At 59.8% G+C, this 17,301-nt stretch carries 26 protein-coding genes; 6 read left to right on the forward strand and 20 right to left on the reverse strand.

The features are described 5' to 3' along the window. Nucleotides 1–381: 381 nt before the first annotated feature. The 3 genes from DPQ64_RS05470 to DPQ64_RS05480 form a co-directional block, all read right to left on the reverse strand. Nucleotides 382–792: a hypothetical protein gene (locus DPQ64_RS05470; RefSeq protein ID WP_115863351.1), complete on the reverse strand. Its 411-nt coding sequence runs from the start codon at nt 790–792 to the stop codon at nt 382–384. A gap of 79 nt (nt 793–871) precedes the next feature. Beyond that, nucleotides 872–1,357, reverse strand: a complete 486-nt coding sequence (locus tag DPQ64_RS05475; RefSeq protein WP_115863352.1) for a Rieske (2Fe-2S) protein — start codon at nt 1,355–1,357, stop codon at nt 872–874. A 12-nt stretch (nt 1,358–1,369) separates the two neighbouring features. Further along, on the reverse strand, nt 1,370–2,458 hold the full coding sequence (locus DPQ64_RS05480) for an amidohydrolase family protein (RefSeq protein WP_115863353.1): 1,089 nt from the start codon (nt 2,456–2,458) through the stop codon (nt 1,370–1,372). 173 nt (nt 2,459–2,631) lie between these two features. Between DPQ64_RS05480 and DPQ64_RS05485 the strand changes: the two genes are divergently transcribed. Further along, nucleotides 2,632–3,759, forward strand: a complete 1,128-nt coding sequence (locus tag DPQ64_RS05485) for a methionine synthase (RefSeq protein ID WP_115863354.1) — start codon at nt 2,632–2,634, stop codon at nt 3,757–3,759. 298 nt (nt 3,760–4,057) lie between these two features. Here DPQ64_RS05485 and DPQ64_RS05490 read toward each other — a convergent pair whose 3' ends face one another. Next, entirely contained in the window at nt 4,058–4,600 is a 543-nt protein-coding gene (locus DPQ64_RS05490) for a hypothetical protein (protein WP_115863355.1), read from the reverse strand. A 197-nt stretch (nt 4,601–4,797) separates the two neighbouring features. Here DPQ64_RS05490 and DPQ64_RS05495 point away from each other — a divergent pair, with 197 nt between their 5' ends. Beyond that, complete coding sequence (locus DPQ64_RS05495) at nt 4,798–5,487, forward strand: hypothetical protein (RefSeq protein ID WP_115863356.1); 690 nt, start codon at nt 4,798–4,800, stop codon at nt 5,485–5,487. A gap of 344 nt (nt 5,488–5,831) precedes the next feature. On the opposite strand, the gene DPQ64_RS05500 is transcribed toward DPQ64_RS05495, so the two are convergent. From DPQ64_RS05500 to DPQ64_RS05515, 4 genes are all read right to left on the reverse strand, one after another. After that, nucleotides 5,832–6,845: a tyrosine-type recombinase/integrase gene (locus DPQ64_RS05500; RefSeq protein ID WP_115863357.1), complete on the reverse strand. Its 1,014-nt coding sequence runs from the start codon at nt 6,843–6,845 to the stop codon at nt 5,832–5,834. Continuing rightward, on the reverse strand, nt 6,842–7,045 hold the full coding sequence (locus tag DPQ64_RS05505) for a sigma factor-like helix-turn-helix DNA-binding protein (RefSeq protein ID WP_115863358.1): 204 nt from the start codon (nt 7,043–7,045) through the stop codon (nt 6,842–6,844). The genes DPQ64_RS05500 and DPQ64_RS05505 overlap by 4 nt, the downstream gene beginning before the upstream one ends. Nucleotides 7,046–7,047: 2 nt before the next feature. Further along, nucleotides 7,048–7,944, reverse strand: coding sequence for a beta clamp domain-containing protein (locus DPQ64_RS05510; RefSeq protein ID WP_115863359.1), 897 nt, complete (start codon nt 7,942–7,944; stop codon nt 7,048–7,050). 84 nt (nt 7,945–8,028) lie between these two features. Continuing rightward, complete coding sequence (locus DPQ64_RS05515) at nt 8,029–8,232, reverse strand: ribbon-helix-helix domain-containing protein (RefSeq protein WP_115863360.1); 204 nt, start codon at nt 8,230–8,232, stop codon at nt 8,029–8,031. Nucleotides 8,233–8,373: 141 nt separating this feature from the next. On the opposite strand from DPQ64_RS05515, the gene DPQ64_RS05520 reads away from it, so the two are divergent. The 4 genes from DPQ64_RS05520 (at nt 8,374) to DPQ64_RS05530 (ending at nt 11,364) form a co-directional block, all read left to right on the forward strand. After that, nucleotides 8,374–8,607 carry a hypothetical protein gene (locus tag DPQ64_RS05520; protein ID WP_115863361.1) on the forward strand — a complete coding sequence of 78 codons (234 nt, stop codon included), beginning with the start codon at nt 8,374–8,376 and terminating at the stop codon, nt 8,605–8,607. Nucleotides 8,608–8,708: 101 nt separating this feature from the next. After that, complete coding sequence (locus DPQ64_RS18600) at nt 8,709–9,083, forward strand: hypothetical protein (RefSeq protein WP_157971595.1); 375 nt, start codon at nt 8,709–8,711, stop codon at nt 9,081–9,083. A gap of 243 nt (nt 9,084–9,326) precedes the next feature. Beyond that, nucleotides 9,327–10,826: a hypothetical protein gene (locus DPQ64_RS18605; protein ID WP_157971596.1), complete on the forward strand. Its 1,500-nt coding sequence runs from the start codon at nt 9,327–9,329 to the stop codon at nt 10,824–10,826. Nucleotides 10,827–11,088: 262 nt separating this feature from the next. Beyond that, nucleotides 11,089–11,364 (forward strand): hypothetical protein, encoded by a 276-nt coding sequence (locus DPQ64_RS05530; RefSeq protein ID WP_232820495.1) that lies wholly within the window; start codon nt 11,089–11,091, stop codon nt 11,362–11,364. Between the two features lie 5 nt (nt 11,365–11,369). Here the strand turns inward: DPQ64_RS05530 and DPQ64_RS05535 are convergent, their stop codons facing one another. From DPQ64_RS05535 to DPQ64_RS05590, 12 genes are all read right to left on the reverse strand, one after another. Beyond that, entirely contained in the window at nt 11,370–11,885 is a 516-nt protein-coding gene (locus DPQ64_RS05535; protein WP_115863364.1) for a hypothetical protein, read from the reverse strand. A gap of 78 nt (nt 11,886–11,963) precedes the next feature. Continuing rightward, nucleotides 11,964–12,353, reverse strand: a complete 390-nt coding sequence (locus tag DPQ64_RS05540) for a hypothetical protein (RefSeq protein WP_115863365.1) — start codon at nt 12,351–12,353, stop codon at nt 11,964–11,966. Then, the gene (locus DPQ64_RS05545; protein ID WP_157971597.1) at nt 12,353–12,550 is read right to left on the reverse strand and encodes a hypothetical protein; all 198 of its coding nucleotides are present in this window, start codon (nt 12,548–12,550) and stop codon (nt 12,353–12,355) included. Before DPQ64_RS05545 ends, DPQ64_RS05540 begins: the two co-directional genes overlap by 1 nt. Nucleotides 12,551–12,558: 8 nt before the next feature. Continuing rightward, nucleotides 12,559–12,777, reverse strand: a complete 219-nt coding sequence (locus DPQ64_RS05550; protein WP_115863367.1) for a hypothetical protein — start codon at nt 12,775–12,777, stop codon at nt 12,559–12,561. 226 nt (nt 12,778–13,003) lie between these two features. Next, a complete protein-coding gene (locus DPQ64_RS05555) occupies nt 13,004–14,179 on the reverse strand; it encodes a CARDB domain-containing protein (RefSeq protein ID WP_115863368.1) in 1,176 nt (391 codons plus the stop codon). Next, nucleotides 14,180–14,698 carry a hypothetical protein gene (locus DPQ64_RS05560; protein ID WP_157971598.1) on the reverse strand — a complete coding sequence of 173 codons (519 nt, stop codon included), beginning with the start codon at nt 14,696–14,698 and terminating at the stop codon, nt 14,180–14,182. A 63-nt stretch (nt 14,699–14,761) separates the two neighbouring features. Then, nucleotides 14,762–15,208: a hypothetical protein gene (locus tag DPQ64_RS05565; RefSeq protein WP_115863370.1), complete on the reverse strand. Its 447-nt coding sequence runs from the start codon at nt 15,206–15,208 to the stop codon at nt 14,762–14,764. Continuing rightward, nucleotides 15,205–15,768 (reverse strand): hypothetical protein, encoded by a 564-nt coding sequence (locus DPQ64_RS05570; protein WP_115863371.1) that lies wholly within the window; start codon nt 15,766–15,768, stop codon nt 15,205–15,207. The genes DPQ64_RS05565 and DPQ64_RS05570 overlap by 4 nt, the downstream gene beginning before the upstream one ends. Then, nucleotides 15,768–16,262, reverse strand: a complete 495-nt coding sequence (locus DPQ64_RS05575) for a hypothetical protein (protein ID WP_115863372.1) — start codon at nt 16,260–16,262, stop codon at nt 15,768–15,770. Before DPQ64_RS05575 ends, DPQ64_RS05570 begins: the two co-directional genes overlap by 1 nt. A 2-nt stretch (nt 16,263–16,264) precedes the next feature. Beyond that, a complete protein-coding gene (locus tag DPQ64_RS05580) occupies nt 16,265–16,627 on the reverse strand; it encodes a hypothetical protein (RefSeq protein WP_115863373.1) in 363 nt (120 codons plus the stop codon). Then, nucleotides 16,627–17,061: a hypothetical protein gene (locus DPQ64_RS05585; RefSeq protein WP_115863374.1), complete on the reverse strand. Its 435-nt coding sequence runs from the start codon at nt 17,059–17,061 to the stop codon at nt 16,627–16,629. Before DPQ64_RS05585 ends, DPQ64_RS05580 begins: the two co-directional genes overlap by 1 nt. Beyond that, on the reverse strand, nt 17,062–17,292 hold the full coding sequence (locus tag DPQ64_RS05590) for a hypothetical protein (RefSeq protein WP_115863375.1): 231 nt from the start codon (nt 17,290–17,292) through the stop codon (nt 17,062–17,064). Nucleotides 17,293–17,301 lie beyond the last annotated feature (9 nt).

The following is a 17,301-nucleotide window of genomic DNA, read 5'->3' on the forward strand; positions in this document are numbered from 1 at the left end:
CACTCTAAACGACGCTTCTGATTCCACCTCGGCGCGCGCTGGCGCGGTTTATGTCGCGCCAAATCGCGCGAGCGCTGAGGACCGCAACGAAGCGAGGACTGTAGGCGGCTGGGGAAGGTGCGCTGCGGTTGCGGTGCGGTCTCTCCAATGCCTCGGGAGTAGCTAGCTTCGCTGTACTCTTCACTCTCGCTTTCTAGTTGGTGAAGCTAGCGACTGCCTCTACACATGAGAGCCGCAGCCTCACACCTCCCCAGCCTCCTCGTTCACTCGCTACGCTCGTTCACTCGTCCCTCACGCGCGTTGCTCGCGCGTGCCGGTCGTCTATGATTCACGTTCTCTTGTTCCCAGAATCCCGAATCGAGCCTCCACAACATCCGAAAATCAGACTATCTCCCCGTCTCTGAGAAGGTCCGCGACGACGTGGACGTAGAGCACGCAAGCCGTAAAAACCGCGTACACCGGTCGAACCAGCGCGAGTCCACCGACCAGCAGCCCACCGATCAACAAGTGACTCAGCAGGCGGTGGACTTCGAGCGTCCGCGTGTCCATGCCGTCGAACACCTGCCCCTGCTCGGTGAACGCAAACACCGGGTCGGTCACGCACCGCCGGAGGTGCGACCAGTTGCCCGCGTGGTATCGCGCGACGACGAAGTGGTCGAGGTCGACGAAGACCGACAGGAGGAGGCCGTACGCGACCAACCCGGCGGCTTCGAGCGGGACCGAGACGGGGAGCGCGAGGACCAGCCCACCGGACGCGAGCGCGCCCAGCGCGGCGTGTTCGGGCGACTTCATCGACGGGAAATTCGGTCGGCGACGGGAGAAAGTTACGGTGTCGCGAGCGACACGGACAAGGAATCACTCGCGTAGCGCGCTACACCCGCAGCACCACCATCTCCTCTCCAAACTCGGCTTCGTCCTCGACGTCCACGTCGTAAGTCTCGACCGGCGGTTCGTCGCCCGCCAGTTCCGTGCCGTACGACTCGGCGTCGCAGGCACACGCTTCGTCGGGCGCTCCGGCGTCCGCTGGCGCTTCCACGTCCACCTCGAAGGTACCGGCTCTGACCTCGTGGGGGTTGAACACCGACTCGCCCGTGGTGAGGTCGAACTCCCAGTTGTGCCACGGACACCGGACGATCTCGCCGTCCCGGACCCAGTCGACCTCGCCGACGCCGTCGGACTCGGTGGTTCCCGAGATAGTGCCCTCGCAGAGCGGCGCAAGCTGGTGCGGACAGGCGTTGTTGAGCGCGTGGTACTCGCCGTCGACGTTGAACACGCCGATGGACAGGCCCTCGACCTCCACGATTCGTCGCTCGCCCGATTCGAGTTCCGACGACGGACAGATGACGTGTCTGCTCATGCTCGACTCTGATTACCGTGGGAGGTCGTAGAGTTCGCGGGCGTTCTCGGCGAAGATGCGCGATTCGAGGTCGTCGTCGAGCGGCGGGAGCCCGTGGTCGGGCGAGTCGCCGTCCCAGTGGGGGAAATCGCTGGAGAACAGCAGGGTCTCCTCGGCGTGCATCATCTCGAAGATCTGGCGGAGGTGTTCCGGCCGCTCGGGCTCCTCGATGGGCTGGCTGGTGAACCGGACGTGCTCGATGACGTACTCGCTCGGCGGGCGTTCGAGCCACGGGGTCTGAGAGCGCAGCCCCTTCCAGTTCTTGTCCATGCGCCACAGCAGGTGGGGCACCCAGCCGAAGCCGCCCTCGATGCAGACCACGTCGAGGTCCGGGTACTCCACGAAGACGCCCTCCGTCACGAGGCTGTTGAGTTGGCCCATCACAACCGCGGGAAGGATGTTGTGCCACTCGAAGTACGACCCCGGGTAGCCCGCGCCCGACGGCGGGTTGCTGATGCCGAGACCGTCGTGGTGGGGGTGCATCGCGACCGGGAGGTCCATCTCCGCGGCGGCCTCGTAGATGGGCCAGTAGAACGACTGGCCGTACGGCCGCGGGGAGGCGGTGTTCATCAACACCTGCACGAACCGGTCGTCCTCGCCGAACTCGCGGATCAGGTCGGCCGCCGCCTCCGGGGCCTGTGGCGGGACCAGAATCGAACCCAGCAGTCTGTCGTCCGCCGGGAGCCAGTCTTCCTGCACCCACGCATTGTACGCCCGCGCGAGCGCGGCGGCGTATCTCCGGTTCGGCAGGAGCGCGAGGTTGGTCGCGTGACCCGTCAGAACGGCGTAGTCGATCCCGTACGGGTCTAGGTGCTCCGCGGCGACGTTCTCGGGCGTCGTCCCCGGCAGTTCGCCCTCGGCGGGTGCGGCGTCCTCCCGCATGACGCCGCCGGGGTTGTTGTACAGCAGGTTCGGGAGGTTCACCCCGTACCGGTCGAACTCCAGCGGGAGGTGCCGGCGGATCTCCTCGTCGGACGCCCAGCTTTGGTGGACGTCGCAGTCGATCAGCGTCGGCGCTTCGCCCGGGTCGGACGGCGTTCGCTCTCCCGCTCCCTGTGCCATGGTATCATGACACTGTTCCGGACCGGCCGAAAAAGCCTCTGTTTACAACCAGAGCGTGGTGAACGGCGTTGAAGCGCGAAGGCACCCGTGAACTCGGGGACTCACCGTCGAGTGCGAGTGAGTTTTGCCACTACGTCAGATATTACACACCCGTCGTGCAACTGTCGAAGTAGATGACCGACATCCAGACCACGCACGTGGGGAGCCTGCCGCGACCGGCCGGGCTTCAGAAGCTGTTGAGCGACCCCGAGTCGGTGGACGACGAGGCGTTCGACTCCGCGGTCACCGACGCCGTCCGGGAAGTCGTCCGCCGGCAGGCCGACGCCGGCATCGACGTCGCGAACAACGGTGAGCAGGGCCGGCTGGCCTACTCCGTGGGCGTGACCGAGCGGCTCACCGGCTACGGCGACGAGTTCGCCGAGCGCGACCTGCCCGCCGACCTCGCTGACTTCCCGGACTTCGCCGAACAGCTGTTCGGCGACAAGGAGCACATCGGCGGGCCCATCTTGACGGGGCCTATCGAGTACGTCGGCGAGGAACAACTCCGGCGCGAGCTGGACCGGCTTGACGAGGCCATCGCGAGCGAGGGCGTCTCCTTCGCGAACCGGTTCCACACCGCGCCGTCGCCGGGGGCGGTCCTGCGCTTTACCGACTCGGAGTACCACGACACCACCGAGGACTACCTGTTCGACCTCGCGGACGCGCTCAACACCGAGTACCGGCTCATCGCCGACAGCGGGGCCACCCTCCAGATCGACGCGCCAGAACTGCTCGCGGCGTTCACCATCACGTTCGAGGACGCCTCGGTCGGGGAGTTCCGCGAACACGTCCGGACCTACGTCGAGGCCATCAACCGCGCGCTCGACGGCGTGCCGAGCGAGCAGGTCCGGATGCACGCCTGCTGGGGGAACTACCCTGGGCCGCACCACCACGACGTGGCGCTAGACGAGGTGGTCGACCTGTTCTACGAGGCGGACGTGAGCGGCCTCATCGTCGAGGCGGCCAACCCCCGGCACCGCCACGAATTCGAGACGTTCGAGGAGTATCCGCTTCCGGACGGCTGGACTATCGTCCCGGGCGTCATCGACGTGAAGACCAACATCGTCGAGGACCCGGCCGGCATCGCGAACCAGATCGAGCGCTTCGCCGAGGTCGTGGGCGACCCCTCGCGGATTCTGGCCGGTGCGGACTGCGGGTTCGAGACAGTGCTGGGCGCGGACTTCGTCCACCCCGAAATCGCGTGGAAGAAGTTGGCGGCGCTGTCGGAGGGTGCAGAACTGGCGTCCGAGCGGTTGGAGTAGGAGTAAGGTTCAGACGAGGACGGATAGATTCCGGCGTCGCTCGGTGAATCAACCACCGTCCTGGCGGATGAAAGGGCGAGGCGGGCTCGCGTTCTACTTGGTCGTCTGTGTGTGGCCACTATCCAGCGCGCGCAGTTCTGCGCGCGCTGGATATCCCGACAGCGACCGCGAGCGCGCCGAGGGCTTTCGAGGCCCCGTTGTCAGTGTCGGAGTCGTCGAGCGCGCCGCGGGCTTTCGAAAACCCGCCACGAGTTTCGGCGTCGCGCGTGAAACCTCCGAAAAATCAATCTCTGAACGCTCACTTCGCGTCTATGACCGGGATCTCGACTGGTTCGTCGGCCTCGTCGTCTGCGTCGGCATCGCCGGCATTGGAACCGAAGGGTCCAGGGAAGTCTGGAATCGTATCGCGACCGGGCAGTCGGTCCGCGAGGGATTCGACGCCGCGACCGACCGCCTCCCGGTCGACTTGGTCGCGGAGGCGATGCTCGCGCTCGACGGTGCTGTACTGGCGGTAGAACTCGGCGAAAGTGCGGGCTTCCGCCTCGGTCCCCTCGAACGCCTCGCTGATCGCGTCGACGTTCTCCCCGAGGTGCTTGGTCAGCGGATGGTCCTCACCGTAGCGCTGGCGGGCCTGCGCGTGGAGGAACTCGCCCATCGAAACGGTGCCCTTGCTGGTGTACTCGACGATTCGGTCCTGATTCTCGTAGACGAGTTGGCCCGCGAACAGCGCCGCGCCGAGGTAGTTCGTCGGCACGCCGAGTCTGGTGGCGATGGGCTTGAGGGCTGTCTTCGGCGCGTTGCTGTGTTTGGCGAGCCACGCGGCGAGGGTCTGTGGTGTCATTTTCGGTGTTGTGTGGAAGGGTTGGAGGGTAGTGGATGTTGTGGCAACTTGGGGTGATCAATAATCCCTGATGAAGAAGTCCGGATAGGCTGCTTCAATGAACGTTTCTACTAAGAAAAACGAACATTTGACACCCACAGATAGACTAACTTCGTTGAGCAATATTGTTATAAGTCTATTCTGTCTGGCTATAACGCATGACGGAGAAATACGAAAAATACGATGACTGGATGGACTCTATGGAAAAGACCACAACGAAATTAGAGAAGGCCGTTGAACAAATAGAAGAGGAAGATTTAGAGAATTTAAATATAAATCTGAATTCTAAAGAAGCCGAACTAGCTTTCTCAGGGATAATAAATACAGAAAACAGCGAATTGCTCAAGAAAGAGGTCGGGAAGGTATCAGGTATGATTGCATTGAAAGATTTAGCCTCGGACATAGAAGAAACTCATCAGGAAATCAAAGAGTGGAGTGAAAGCCGTGGCATGACTCCTAGTACTGAGAGATATGATTTTATGATTCAATTGGCCACAATACGATTCCTCTCTGACGAATATGTTCTTTTCTTTTCCCTCTTATCAGCTATGGTTGAAGAGATTAGTATAGAACTGCTGAAGAAGGAGCTAATTGAGGAAGAATACCAAGATAGTAATCAAACCGATAGACTTCTTGAAAGAAGAATGAATCAAGAACAAAGAGAGCAACTACTCCTGAGAACAGGAGTTATTGAAAACGGGTTAACAAGCGAAATGTCGAGAATTAGGTCGTTAAGGAACATGGTACTCCACGATTTAATGAATCGTATGTTCTTAGATGAAGAGATGGGATACAACGACGTAGAAAGAGGATTAAATACCGCAGAAAAACTATCCGATAAACTCTGAAGAAGGCAGGAGAGCCGTTAAGGTAGTGAATGATTGACGGCCACGGAATCTCGCACTCGTCGGTCTTGGGATACCACTGCCCGTCCACCACCTCCGAGACCGACACTCACGTAATCTTCAGCGGACTCCACCCCTCAGAACCTACAGAGGGATACAGCACGACAACGACGCCTCACTGATGGCCCTCACAACGGAGCGACCGGAGGTGATGGGGAGAGAGTAACAGAGTAGAAACTTGCCGTGTAATGAACCGCCAAAAGTGGGGTCGGAGGGGTATGAAATACCCGACTCCGCCGCCCAACTACCGTGCCGATGCGCCTGCTTCTCGGGGGTGCTGTTGCTGCTCATAGATTGAGCCTCTCGATGTATCGACGACGACGCCGTTCCATCCGCTCTCGGGGCGTCGCCTTGTCGTAGTGTTTCTTGATCGTCTTCACGCTCGCGTTCGCCCGAACCGCGACCACTTCCGGCGGTATCCCGCAGTCGAGCTGCCACGTAATCGATCCCGTTCGGATTTGATGAGGCGACCGCGACGACGGGCACTTGCTCGCGTGGTTACGCTTCGTCCACTGGCAGTCCTCGGGGTCGCGGTCGTGCGGACACTCCGAGTGGATGCAGGGGAGCGTCACTTGGTAGGTCCAGCAGCGGACGGTGTTCTGACTCGGCCGCCCCTGCCGACTCGTAAGCAGCGGCTTCCGGCCGTCTTCGTCGTGCTTCTCCCACCGGTCGCTACTGGCGAGATACTTGTCCAGCGCCGAGACGACGTGCTTCGAGAGCGCGACCGGGCGCTCCCCGTCGCTCTTGTTCTTCAGCGGCGTCGAACTCGGACGATGGCGGAACTCGATGAACTCCTCTTCCGGGTGGTAGTCGCGGACGTCGAGCCCGCGAACAGCGCCGAGACGACAGCCTGTGTCCCACAGCACTTCCAGCAAAGCGCGTCGGCGAGACGCGGGCTCGTGCCGACGAAGGTACTGGAGAACGCTACTCGCCGCACTGGTCGGTAGCTTCTTGTCCGAGCTCTCCTGCTCGGCCGTGACGTTCGGGACGTGGACCTTCTCGCTCAGGCCGTCGTCGACCGCCTCGATGCGCTCCAGATACTCGACGAACAGCTTGAGGTCCTGCATCTCGCCCCGGAGCGTGATCGTAGCGATGTCGTCACCGGAGCGCTTGGTCTCGTAGGTCTCGAAGATCCAGCCGTTGAACTCGCCGACCTGCTCGATCTCTTCCTCCTCGCAGAACTCGATGAACTGCTTGAGCCGGTAGTAGAACGACTGAGCACTATGCTCGGTCGTCTCCGGGCGACGCCGGTCGACGTACCGATTCCAGGCGTCGCGAGGCGAGAGTTCGCTGGGGTTCACGTCTGACCCCCCGCGTCGTCGAGCTTGTCCCGCGCTCGGCCGAGCAGGTTGCCCACGGTGCCGGGCGACCGACCGGTCTCGCGGGCGAACTCGCGGACGCCCGTCTCGCCTTCAGCACAGGCGAGGTACGCCTGTCGCTCGGCCCGAGAGAGGCCGGTGAGGTCTCTGGTGAACTGCGTGAAATCCGATTGGCCCGCCATCCTCAGTCCTCCGATTGGATGCGCGGCGCGAGCATGTACTCGCCCTCGAAGCCCCAGTCGTCGTGTTCGAACTTGAGCCGGGTCGGGAACTCCTCGGACCACCGGACGGTCACGCGGTCGGCTTTCGCCTTGTCGAGTGCCAGCGTGATGTCGTCGAGGTAGTCCAACGAGAACGCCGACGAGCGGGCGTCGGTGTCGTCGCTGGTGACCGCGTTCGGGAACGAGATCGTCTGTGCCGCGTTCTCGTCGTCGTCCTCGGCCAGCTCGACGCGTCCATCCTCCGTGCTGGCGAGCAGGAAGGTGTCGTCGTCGCAGGTGACGTAGGCCATCTCCTCGGTAGACCTGATGGCTTTCACCGCCTCGCGGAGCGGCGCGACGCCGGGCCGCGCGGTGAGCGGAAGATCGAGGTCCGGGATGGTCGGCTCGTCGCGGATATCGCTCGGAGTAATGCCGAACCACTCGGTCTCTCGCTTCATCTGCTGGTCCTCGCGCACTACGGTCACGCGCATCCGCGCTGGGTCGCGGAACACGTCGATAGCCACCGGGTCGCCGTCACCGCCGCGCTTGCGCGCCCACCCGACCGCGTCGCGGAACCGGTCGAGATTCAGCCCGAAGGTGTGGCCGTCGCGCAGCTCGTACTGGTCGAAGCCTTCGGCGGGCGCGTGGAGGTCGACCATGCCCACGTTCGCCGGGTCCACCGCGCGGGCGGTGAGACCGTCGTCGTCGAAGTGGATGCGGTACTCGTCGGCGATGGGCTTCATGAGCCGCGCCAGCGACCGAATGGGGTCGCCGTAGGTGAGGATCGAGACCGCCGCGTCGTCGTCGGTCTCGGGCGCGAGTTCGTCGTCGCGCGAGTCCTCGGGAACGCCAGACGGTCCTGCCTTCACGGCACCGCTCATGGACCCTCACCTGCCTCACTGTCGGTGGTTTCTTGGTCGCTCGCTCCCTCTCCCGATTCGGGGGCCAGCCGGGCACTGGACATGTTAGGCGGCCCCCTTTTCGTTCAGGTCACCGTTCCCGTCTTTGGCGAGAGCAATCTTCGTCTCGTCGTCTTGTTCGATGTCTTTACGGACAAGTGACCGGATGTACTCCGAGACACTGCCGAATCCTTTCTCCTCGGCTCGATCTTTGATGTCCCCGACCCAAGGGATTGGGACGGAGAACGACAGGCTTGTTTTCAGCGCCATTGCAACAACCCCTATATTCGTAGATTACTTAGTACTTACTATTGTAGTAGGTAGTCTATAATCTGGTATTCTAGTAGTACTTGCTACCCGCTCACCTCCATGAGTATTAAGTAATTAACGTAGTAACTACGACCAACGACAATGGCCAAAACCAGCCTCAGTCTTCCGGACGAGATGAATGAAGCGATAGAAAACGAACTATCTTACGGGGATAATAAAAGCGAATGGATACGTCACTCCATCCGGATGCGACAGCACGTCGATCCGATTCTCGATGAAGTGTACGAGTCCTACCAGCGTGAAGAGCGACTGGAACTTGTCGAGAAGGCTGTCCGCGAGAAGGTGGACGAGATGAAGCACGAAAATGGCAAGTGAGTCAGTTAATTTTTTAAGAACATCCTCCGGTGTAGGGAATAAGGGTTCAAATAACGATGTTCATACCACTGTTCGGGCCAGTTCCCGGAGGAATGGAGATTATGGTACTTCTGCTTCTGGCCATCGTCGGCGCACCAATTGCCTATGTACTGTCGAGCGACAAATCGGTGGCACGGCAAGCTGGCCGTGCAGCAGGTCCAAGGAAAACAACATCATCGGGGAATAGCAAAATCGAAATCCCTGAAGAAGAGCGTTACAGGCTTCAGAAGATTGCTGGTCGTAGTATCCCAGTCACGATGGTCGCCTCGCTAATCGCCCCGCTCGGCTACCTTCTCGTCAAAAAGCCATGGTGGGCGCTCATAAGCGCATTGACTCTTAACTTCGGGGTCATTGGCACTCTCTTCGTGATGTTCCATACTCGGAAGACCATCAAAGATGCACGTCGGGAACTCGCTGCTGCCGGTATCAACTGGTAGCGATACTGGTTGCCCGCGCCAGCACATCGATCCAATTTTTGATGAAGTCTACGAGTCCTACTAGCGCGAAGAGCGACTGGAGCTTGTTGAGAAAGCCGTCCGCGAGAAGGTGGACGAGATGAAGTGGGAAAATGGCAAGTAAAATGCCAACCTGGAACCCACCGAGAAAGAACGAAGGAAACCGAGGTTGAGGGAGAAATAGGAAGAAAGCTAAATAACAAAGCCGAATATTACGATTAAAATATGGAAAGTAAAGACGACGTCAGAAAGGGTGTGAAGTTCGTAATTGAAGAAGCTGGAGAACGCCACGAAGGAGATATTCCAGTAGAAAGTATCTATGTTCCGGATCCGGAAGACGAAGAGGAAATCACCGCACCTGAGTATCAAAATACGGTAATTAGAAACGTGGGTGTTCGGAGAGAAACCATCTCCACACCATCTAAAGTAATGGAAGGTTGGGAGTTTGAAGGCGACCCACTTTACGAGGCTGCGAAAAGCCTTGATGAAGAATTGGAGGATGATAAATCGTCTGCACTCTTAAAAATGGAAAAAGAGGACGGGGAGGTTATCATCGAAAGGGTCGAAAACCCATCACAAGACCAACGGATAGAATCATACAAGAAAGCGGTGATTGGGATTGCTGGTGCTATAGCCAATTATCAAGGTAGCTTTTCATTTTCTGAGGAAGAATTTGAGAGGGTTTTCGAGAGGTATGAGAATGTAAAGAAGTGGCAACCTCGGACACAAAAATACATTTGCCCATTAGCAAACTTCTCAACAGAACAGGACAGGATTGACTTCCCTATAGAGTTCACATTTGTGAACTCCCCACATAAAGTTGAGATTAACGAATTGAAAATAACAAGGATGACTCCAAAGGATTGGGCCGGAGTCTTTACATACGAAAACGGGGAAAATTTGAGGGGTTTTGCTGACGCGGAAAGGTCCACGGTCAGCCACAAATTAGAGCTTGAGATAGAGGGAGGAGCAAAGGGAGTCCTGTCCCGACAAGTGATAAAATCGTTGTGTCGGGGGCTTAGATTGTTTAAACCTAAGGCTACATCTGTCTACGGTGGCCCAACATACAAATTAGAATCTGCATATCTGGAAAAGAGGAAAAATGTGCCAGATATTACTGGGTGTGGCCCTTCTGAATTAAACCCAGAAACCGGCTATATGACTGAGACGTTCGAATTTGGAGAACAAGGAGAGTACACAATCGCAGACGAAGAGGTAGAAGAATTCAAAGAATTTTGGAATAAATACTCAGACTTTCTCAATGGCGAGCGTGATACAAAGATTTCAAGCCCTCTTAGGAGATTTGATGAGATGTACTCGGATATCTATCCAGAGGATAGATTGGTTGACTGTGCTATCGGGTTTGAAGGGACCCTTTTGAGGGGACTGGGTAAACAGTCTTCTTACACCTTTAGGATGAAACTTCGATCTGGATTCCTGCTTGAGAACCGACTCCCTTTAACCAAAGATGAAATCTGGAAGTTTTTCAAAAACTTTTATTTTGTTCGCGGAGAGATAGTACATAAGGATAAGAAAATAGATGATATAATAAATCATGGCAGGTTTAAAAATCAAGATGGTCTTAGCCCCAGAGAGTTCGTAAAGCGAGCCAGAGTAGTCTATGCTAAAACACTACTTGCTTATATGGACCGTTTGGATGATGGACAACCGAGCATAACGGAAATAAATAAAGAATTGGATAATCGCGCATTAAATGCGGAATAGACAGCTAATTGACTAACAGTATCAGCAAGCTTCTTGAGACAATTGGCGGATATCGATGAAACCACGGGGTTGCAAGAACACAGAAACGATTCCCCGAAATTGCACACATCTGGCGCACCCACCGTGTGCAAATCGAACTCCCCGCGACCACCTGCTCCCCAGTTCGTCGTCGTCGATCTACCCGCTACGCGGCCCCCTTTATATACGACCGCCGTTTCAGTCACCCGAAAAAACTAGGATTCTGGGTGGTGTGTGCAATAATATGCGCCTCCGGATGAACGACTCCCGCGAACGACGGATGGACGCCCTCCTCGAAGCCACGGGCGAGAACACCAAGAGCAAGGCGATAGATCGAGCGGCCGACTTCTACATCAAGATGGCCGGGGACAACGTGGCGATGCCGAACGGCGCGTTCGTCGAGCTGATGGCGACCGCTGAGAGGCAGGGGAGCGTCACGTCCGAGGAGATCGCCGAGATTCTGGATACCGAGGAGTTGCCTGTTGAAGCGGAGTTAGCGTGGTCGGTTGGTAGCGAGTAAATTATCTATTCTGCCTCTCCAGAATATTTATAGAACGTTTCTGTTTGTTGGTTTTCCGTTTCAACCTCGTCGATCTCATCTGAAGAATCAACAGATGCGTTCATTTTGTCTAAGAGACCACCGTAAATGCCAGTCTGCGGAAGCTCTCTCTTTTCTAACTTACCTTCGTAAACTAAATCCTCCAGAAGATTTCTTACTCGGGCTCTGTTTGCTTGGAATTCTGCCATCTCGGTGATCATGTACTTCTCACGTTTCTCTTCGTCTAAGCTCTCTTCAACGTGGTCTGGCAGAGAAGGAATAGATTCTGGCATATCATTGAAATCATCAATGGTTATTTGGGCAATGCCGAGAACCCGACTTTCGACAATTCCCTGTTTATAGGGTCTAGAGTCGTTCTCTCGAAAGAACTCAAGAATCTTTTCTTTATCGGAGGGCTCAGGTTCCTCTTCATTCCACAACTCGTTTAGATGCTCATCAACCATCTCTTCACCGTCAGGCATGTCTTTAATTCGTTTGCTCATCTTCCCATCCAATCATAAGAGCAGACTGTTAAAATTGTTTTGTAAAAAGATACGCCTGAACAGTTTGTAGAGTTGGTTTTAAAGTAGGACACTCCACGGAATCTCGTACTCGTCGGTCTCGGGATACCACCGCCCATCCACAATGTCCAGTACCTCCGAGACCGACACACGCGTAATCTTCAGCGGACTCCACCCGTCCGACCCCACGGACGGATACAGCACGACAACGACGCCGCACTGGTGGCTCTCGCGCCGGAGCGACCGGAGATGATGGAGGTTCACCCGCACGACGCCCGGCCGTCCGTTCGCCTTCTCGTACACTGCGCTCTTGCACTGGTAGTAGGTCCCGTTCTGCTCGGAGATGAGATCGACGTACTCCCTGGATTCGCCGACGACCCGGCAGTCGTACTTCGTGGCCGCCGACGCTTCGGCGCTCATGCCCTGCCGCCGGGCCGCCGCCGAGGGCATCAGCGACCGTCCTCCGGCCGGGCCGTGTCGGTGCGCGTCGGCGTGTCGGTCGGCGATTCTTCGTACTGGGGGAGCTTTGCGAGCCAGTACCGGCCGTAGCCGCGAATCCGCCGCATGGCGAAGTCGTAATCCACGGCAAGGCCGATTAGCAATGCCACGATGGTCTCGGGTGCGATGGTCGGGATTTCCATGCTCATGGTGTCTGTCAGTCGCTTTCGTTCGAGTTGGTCGGTCGCTCGGTACGTCCGCCGTCGGTCTCGATGTGGGCCGCCTCGAGCCGCCCGATGCGCTCGGCCTGCCGGTCGAACCGGGAGCCGATGTACTTGGTCTGCAGCACGTCGATTCCTCCGAGGCCGAGGATGAGCAGGGAGAGAATCACGTTCCCATCCAGTGCTCGGATGACGAGATCGGTGAACTCGCTCATCGCCGGACCAACACCCCCACGACGACGAGCGCGAGGGCCGCCAGTCCACCCGCGAGAACCGGTTTTCCTGCCAGCCAGTCGGCCACCGAGAGAACCTTGCACTCGACGCACATCTACAGTAGCACCCCCACGACGACGAGCAGGAGCGCGACGACGCCCGCGAGTAGCGGACCACCGCCGGTGCCGACCAGCCCACCGACGAGCTGGCCGAGCGCACGTGCTGGGTTCATCGTGCCACCCCCAGCAGGAGGACGACCGCGCCAGCGGCCGCGAGATTGGTCTGCGTCCGAGAGAGGCCACCCAGCGCCGGGAGCATGGGCACGCCCATCTCGCCGCCCGGTGCGTTGTTCTCGTCGGTTCTCTCGACACTCACGCTTCCCGTGGCGGTCTGCTGGTCCCACGCGGCCGCAACCAGCGACGCGCGGATCGTCGTCGACCCGCCCGCGCCGACCGCCGCGAGGTCTTCCCAGTTGACCGTCGTCGACAGAGCCTTCTCCTCGCCCGCCGAGAGGTTCACGCTGTCCCGCCCGATGGTTGTACTGCCCACGGACCACCGGACTTCGACGTTGTTCGCGGCCCTCTCGCCGATGTTGTTCACGCGAGAGCGAATCGTCGTCTCGCCGTCCTTGTTGATGTTGACGTTCGTGAATCCGACGCCCTGAAGGACCGGAACCGGGCCGCCGGAATCACCGCCTCCGTTGCCACCGCCACCGCCGCCCGGACTGCCATCTTCCGAGCCGTCGTCGGGGATTGGACCGTCACCCGAACCGGGCGCGCCACCGCCGCCAGCGCCGCCGCCGGAGCGGCCACCGTCGACGGACATGGAGCCGGCGCTCTCGGTCCGGGAGCCCCAGTCCGGACCGCCCGCGACGTGGACCGACACGTCCACCGATTCGCCCCCGAGACCGTAGCTCAGGAGGTCGGGGTGCGTGACGGTCGTTCGGACGGTTTTCGTGGAGCGCGACCCGATGGTCTTGGTGACGTTCAGGACCGTCTGGCCGCCAACGTCGAAGCTCACATCCACGTCGGCGGCGGTCTCGTCGCCGCGGTTTTCGATGGTCGCCTCAATCGTGGCCGACCCGGAGTTGCTGACGCGACTCGGGGCCGAGACCGATTCGATGGTCGGGTCGGCCGGGACGGGTGCGGGATCCACGTCCGGCGGGTCATCGTCGGGCGGATCGGACCGGTCGTCGGGTGGGACGTAGGGGTCGCTCCCGCCGCCTCCGGTCGGGGTCTCGTTCCCACCGCCGCCGCCTCCGCCGCCACCGCCATCGTCGTCGTCAATCGGGCCGGGCGCAGGGCCACCGCCGGGGCCGTCCGACCCACTGCCGGGCTCTCCGGCGTCCGGCGAGTCGCCACCGCCACCGCCGTTGTCGAATCGGGGCGGACCTGTCATCACCATTTAGACCACCACCAACAGGAGGACGCCGATACCGATTCCCGCGCCGAGCGTCGTCGTCGTCGCGCCGAGTTCGTCGGCGACCTGCTGAAGCATCCGTTTGAGCGAATCGACGGGACTCGGCTTGCTGGGGTCGCTGGCGTCGGATTCGATGGCGATCTGGTCGGCGATGTCGTCGTTGACCTGCTCCTTGCGGCCCTGCAAATCGTAGGCGTTGCCGCCCACAGCGACCGCTTCGACAGTAATGCGGTGGTTTCCGGTCTCGCCGATGGACGTGCTGAGCGCGACCGTGCGCTTGTTGCCGCTGGCGAGACACAGCTCGCGTTCGTCCACCTGCTCGCCGTCGACCTTGAGCCGGACCGGGGTCTTCCACCCGGCGATGTCGAGCTTCTTCGTCGGGCACGATCCGTGGCTGGCCCACGGGTCGGGACCGCCCTGCTTGACCGTCACGTCGACCTGAATGGTGTTGTTCGGAGGGGCTTCGTCGGGGATGTCGACCGCGACGAGCGACGGGTCACTCATCGCCACGTCGACCACCTCCGTTCTGTGCGTCTGCCGTCCGTGAAGCTGTCGAATTCATGTGTCTTAGGCCATGTGCGGGTAGATGTGTTCGTTCCAGATGCTATCCAGCGGAGTCGCGACGCCGAAGGCGTGGTTGGCGAGATCGTCCCACGCGACCAGCAGCAGCGCGAGGACGACGACGGCCTTCAGCGGGAAGATCGCCCAGTAGGGCCGCGGCCAGTCGCACCCGAGGCGGTTCACGGTGAGGACCGCGACCGCGTGCGTGACCGAGAGCGTGGCAACGGCCAGCCCGAGCAGCGAGAGGGCCGCGCCGACGACAGGGTACCACGGCCACATGAGCGAGAAGGCGAACTCGGACGCCAGCAGGCCGCTGACGACGGTGACGGGTTCGCGCCGGGGGAAGTTGTCCCAGACGACAGCCGCGACGACGAGCGCCGCCAGCACGGCGTAATGGAAGTGATGGGGGGCGAACACGGCGCTGTCCGGGATGGATTCGTACGGGAACGTCATTTGTGGATATCCTCCGTCACGACGCCCGTACTGTCGATACTCGCCGAGACGTTCTTCTTGAGCCGGAACGTCACGTCAGCGTAAGTCTCGGAGTTCCCGAACACTGACTGCACCTCGAAACCCACGAGGTCATCCATTTCGGCGGAGACGGTGAACGGGACAGTATATGTCCCATTTCCATCTCCACCAACGACATTCCCATCAAAGTCAACCTCTACTTGGTCCCCAGCAGTCCCGTTCTCCACAGTCACCTCAGCCGTTATTGTATGCCCCTGTGGAACCCAACTTTGCTGGACGAAGGTTTCGTCAGTGTTGCGATTAATCATCTCATCCAGCCGCAAACGGCGGTTTTCGAGATTGGCCGAACTGACGGCATCATCGAGATACATCTCGAACGGTCCATACTCCAGCACGATCACGCTAGGAGAAGCAGACGCAGAGGCGGTCGCATGCGTATCGACGTGGACAGAATCGCCATCCACAACCGTCACGCCCTCGCTGTAACCGTCGGCGTCGCTCTGCACCGTAATCGCCGCTTCATCGACGCGATTCCAGACCATTAGGTACCGTCCTCCACGTACAGCTCGCCGGTGCTACTGACGTAGGCAACACTACCCTCCGACAGCCCACTCGGGAGATCGCCCTCGGTCGCGTATACGGGGAACGGGATTGCATTGCCTGACGCAATGACGTTCCGGATGTTCGAATCGCTCCGGTGCTGGCCGGGCTGGACCGACGAGAGCTTGCGGTGGTCGGATATCGTCTCCTCCAGCCACGCGTTGCCGTCCCAGATGTACACCGCATCGGCGTCCGGGTCAAACCACTCTTCTCCCTCGCTGGGATTGGAGGGTTCGGTGGTCGAGACGTAGTTGACGCTCGACGTGATTTCGGTCGCGTGAAGGCCGTCGACGGTCTCGGCGTCGATCTGGCCGTCGGTCGCGGCACGGGCGTCGTCGTCGGTGTAGAGGTCCGAGGCGGCCGCCGAGTCGGAGTGCGGGTTGGCCTTCGCTTCGTGGCCTTCGACTTCTCGCTTGGTGGTGTCGACGTTGCCCATCGCTATTCACCCGAGTAGTAGCCGAAGGTCGGTGCGCCCGTTCCGTCGGGGTCCTTGAAGGTGACCGAATCCATCTCGATGGACTCCTCCTCGAAGGCCGCGCCGCGCAGCTGCACGTCCTCGATCTGGTCACCGGTCTTGGTCGTGATGTCCATCCGGATGGCGGTGCCAGTTTCGAGCACCTTCAGGAACTGAATGGTGAAGCCCGCGGGGTCGAAGGTCGTCGGGTAGGTGTCGCCCTCGTTGGGGTTGACCGCGAACGACCCACCGACGTCGTAGTTGTTCGTCTGGATGACACCGGTCGTGGACGTGGCGACGATGCCATTCGTCCCGCGGATGGTGCGGCTGTTCTCCCTGTACCCCATCAGTTCTCACCTCCGAACGGCAGGGCATCCAGCACGGTCTCGATGAAGCCCATGAGGCCGGCCTCGTAGTCGACCGAGACGGCCGCGTTCGCGTGATAGAGGTACTCCGTCTCGGTGTTCTCGACTCGGATGATTATCTCGTCGCCTTCCTGCACCTCTTCCCGGAGGTCGGGATCGTGGGTGTCGTCGTCGCCAGTGAGGAACTCCTTGCCGAGATGGTCGATGAGCGACCGCTCGTTGCCGTCGTGCTTGACGAGGAACTGATACCGGAGGTCGAAGTCGTGGCCGATGTAGTTCCGCGCCCAGATCTGCTCTATCGTCCCGTCCTGCTCCATCTCCATCGACGCTTCGACCACATTCTGCTCGTCGTCCTCGGCGTCGGGGTCGAGCGCGGGCACGTCCTCGAACAGACTGAGGTACGCTTTTCGCTCCATTCAGGCCACCTCGCTGAAGAACTTGTACGCGGTGATGGCGTGGACGATAGCGGTTGCGAGGCCCGCGAACGGAGAGACGATCTCCGAGAGGGTGCGTGCGGTTGCGATGAGTCCCGAGATGGTCGACGTGTCGTTATTACCCCCGTCGCTCTCGGGACTGTCGGGCGTCTCGCCACCGCTGTCGGTCACGCTGGGCTGTTCGCCGTCGATTTTGGGTTTGCCAGTAAACATGGTAGGAGG

This window comes from Halorussus litoreus, assembly GCF_003382685.1.
Classification (GTDB): Archaea; Halobacteriota; Halobacteria; order Halobacteriales; family Haladaptataceae; genus Halorussus; species Halorussus litoreus.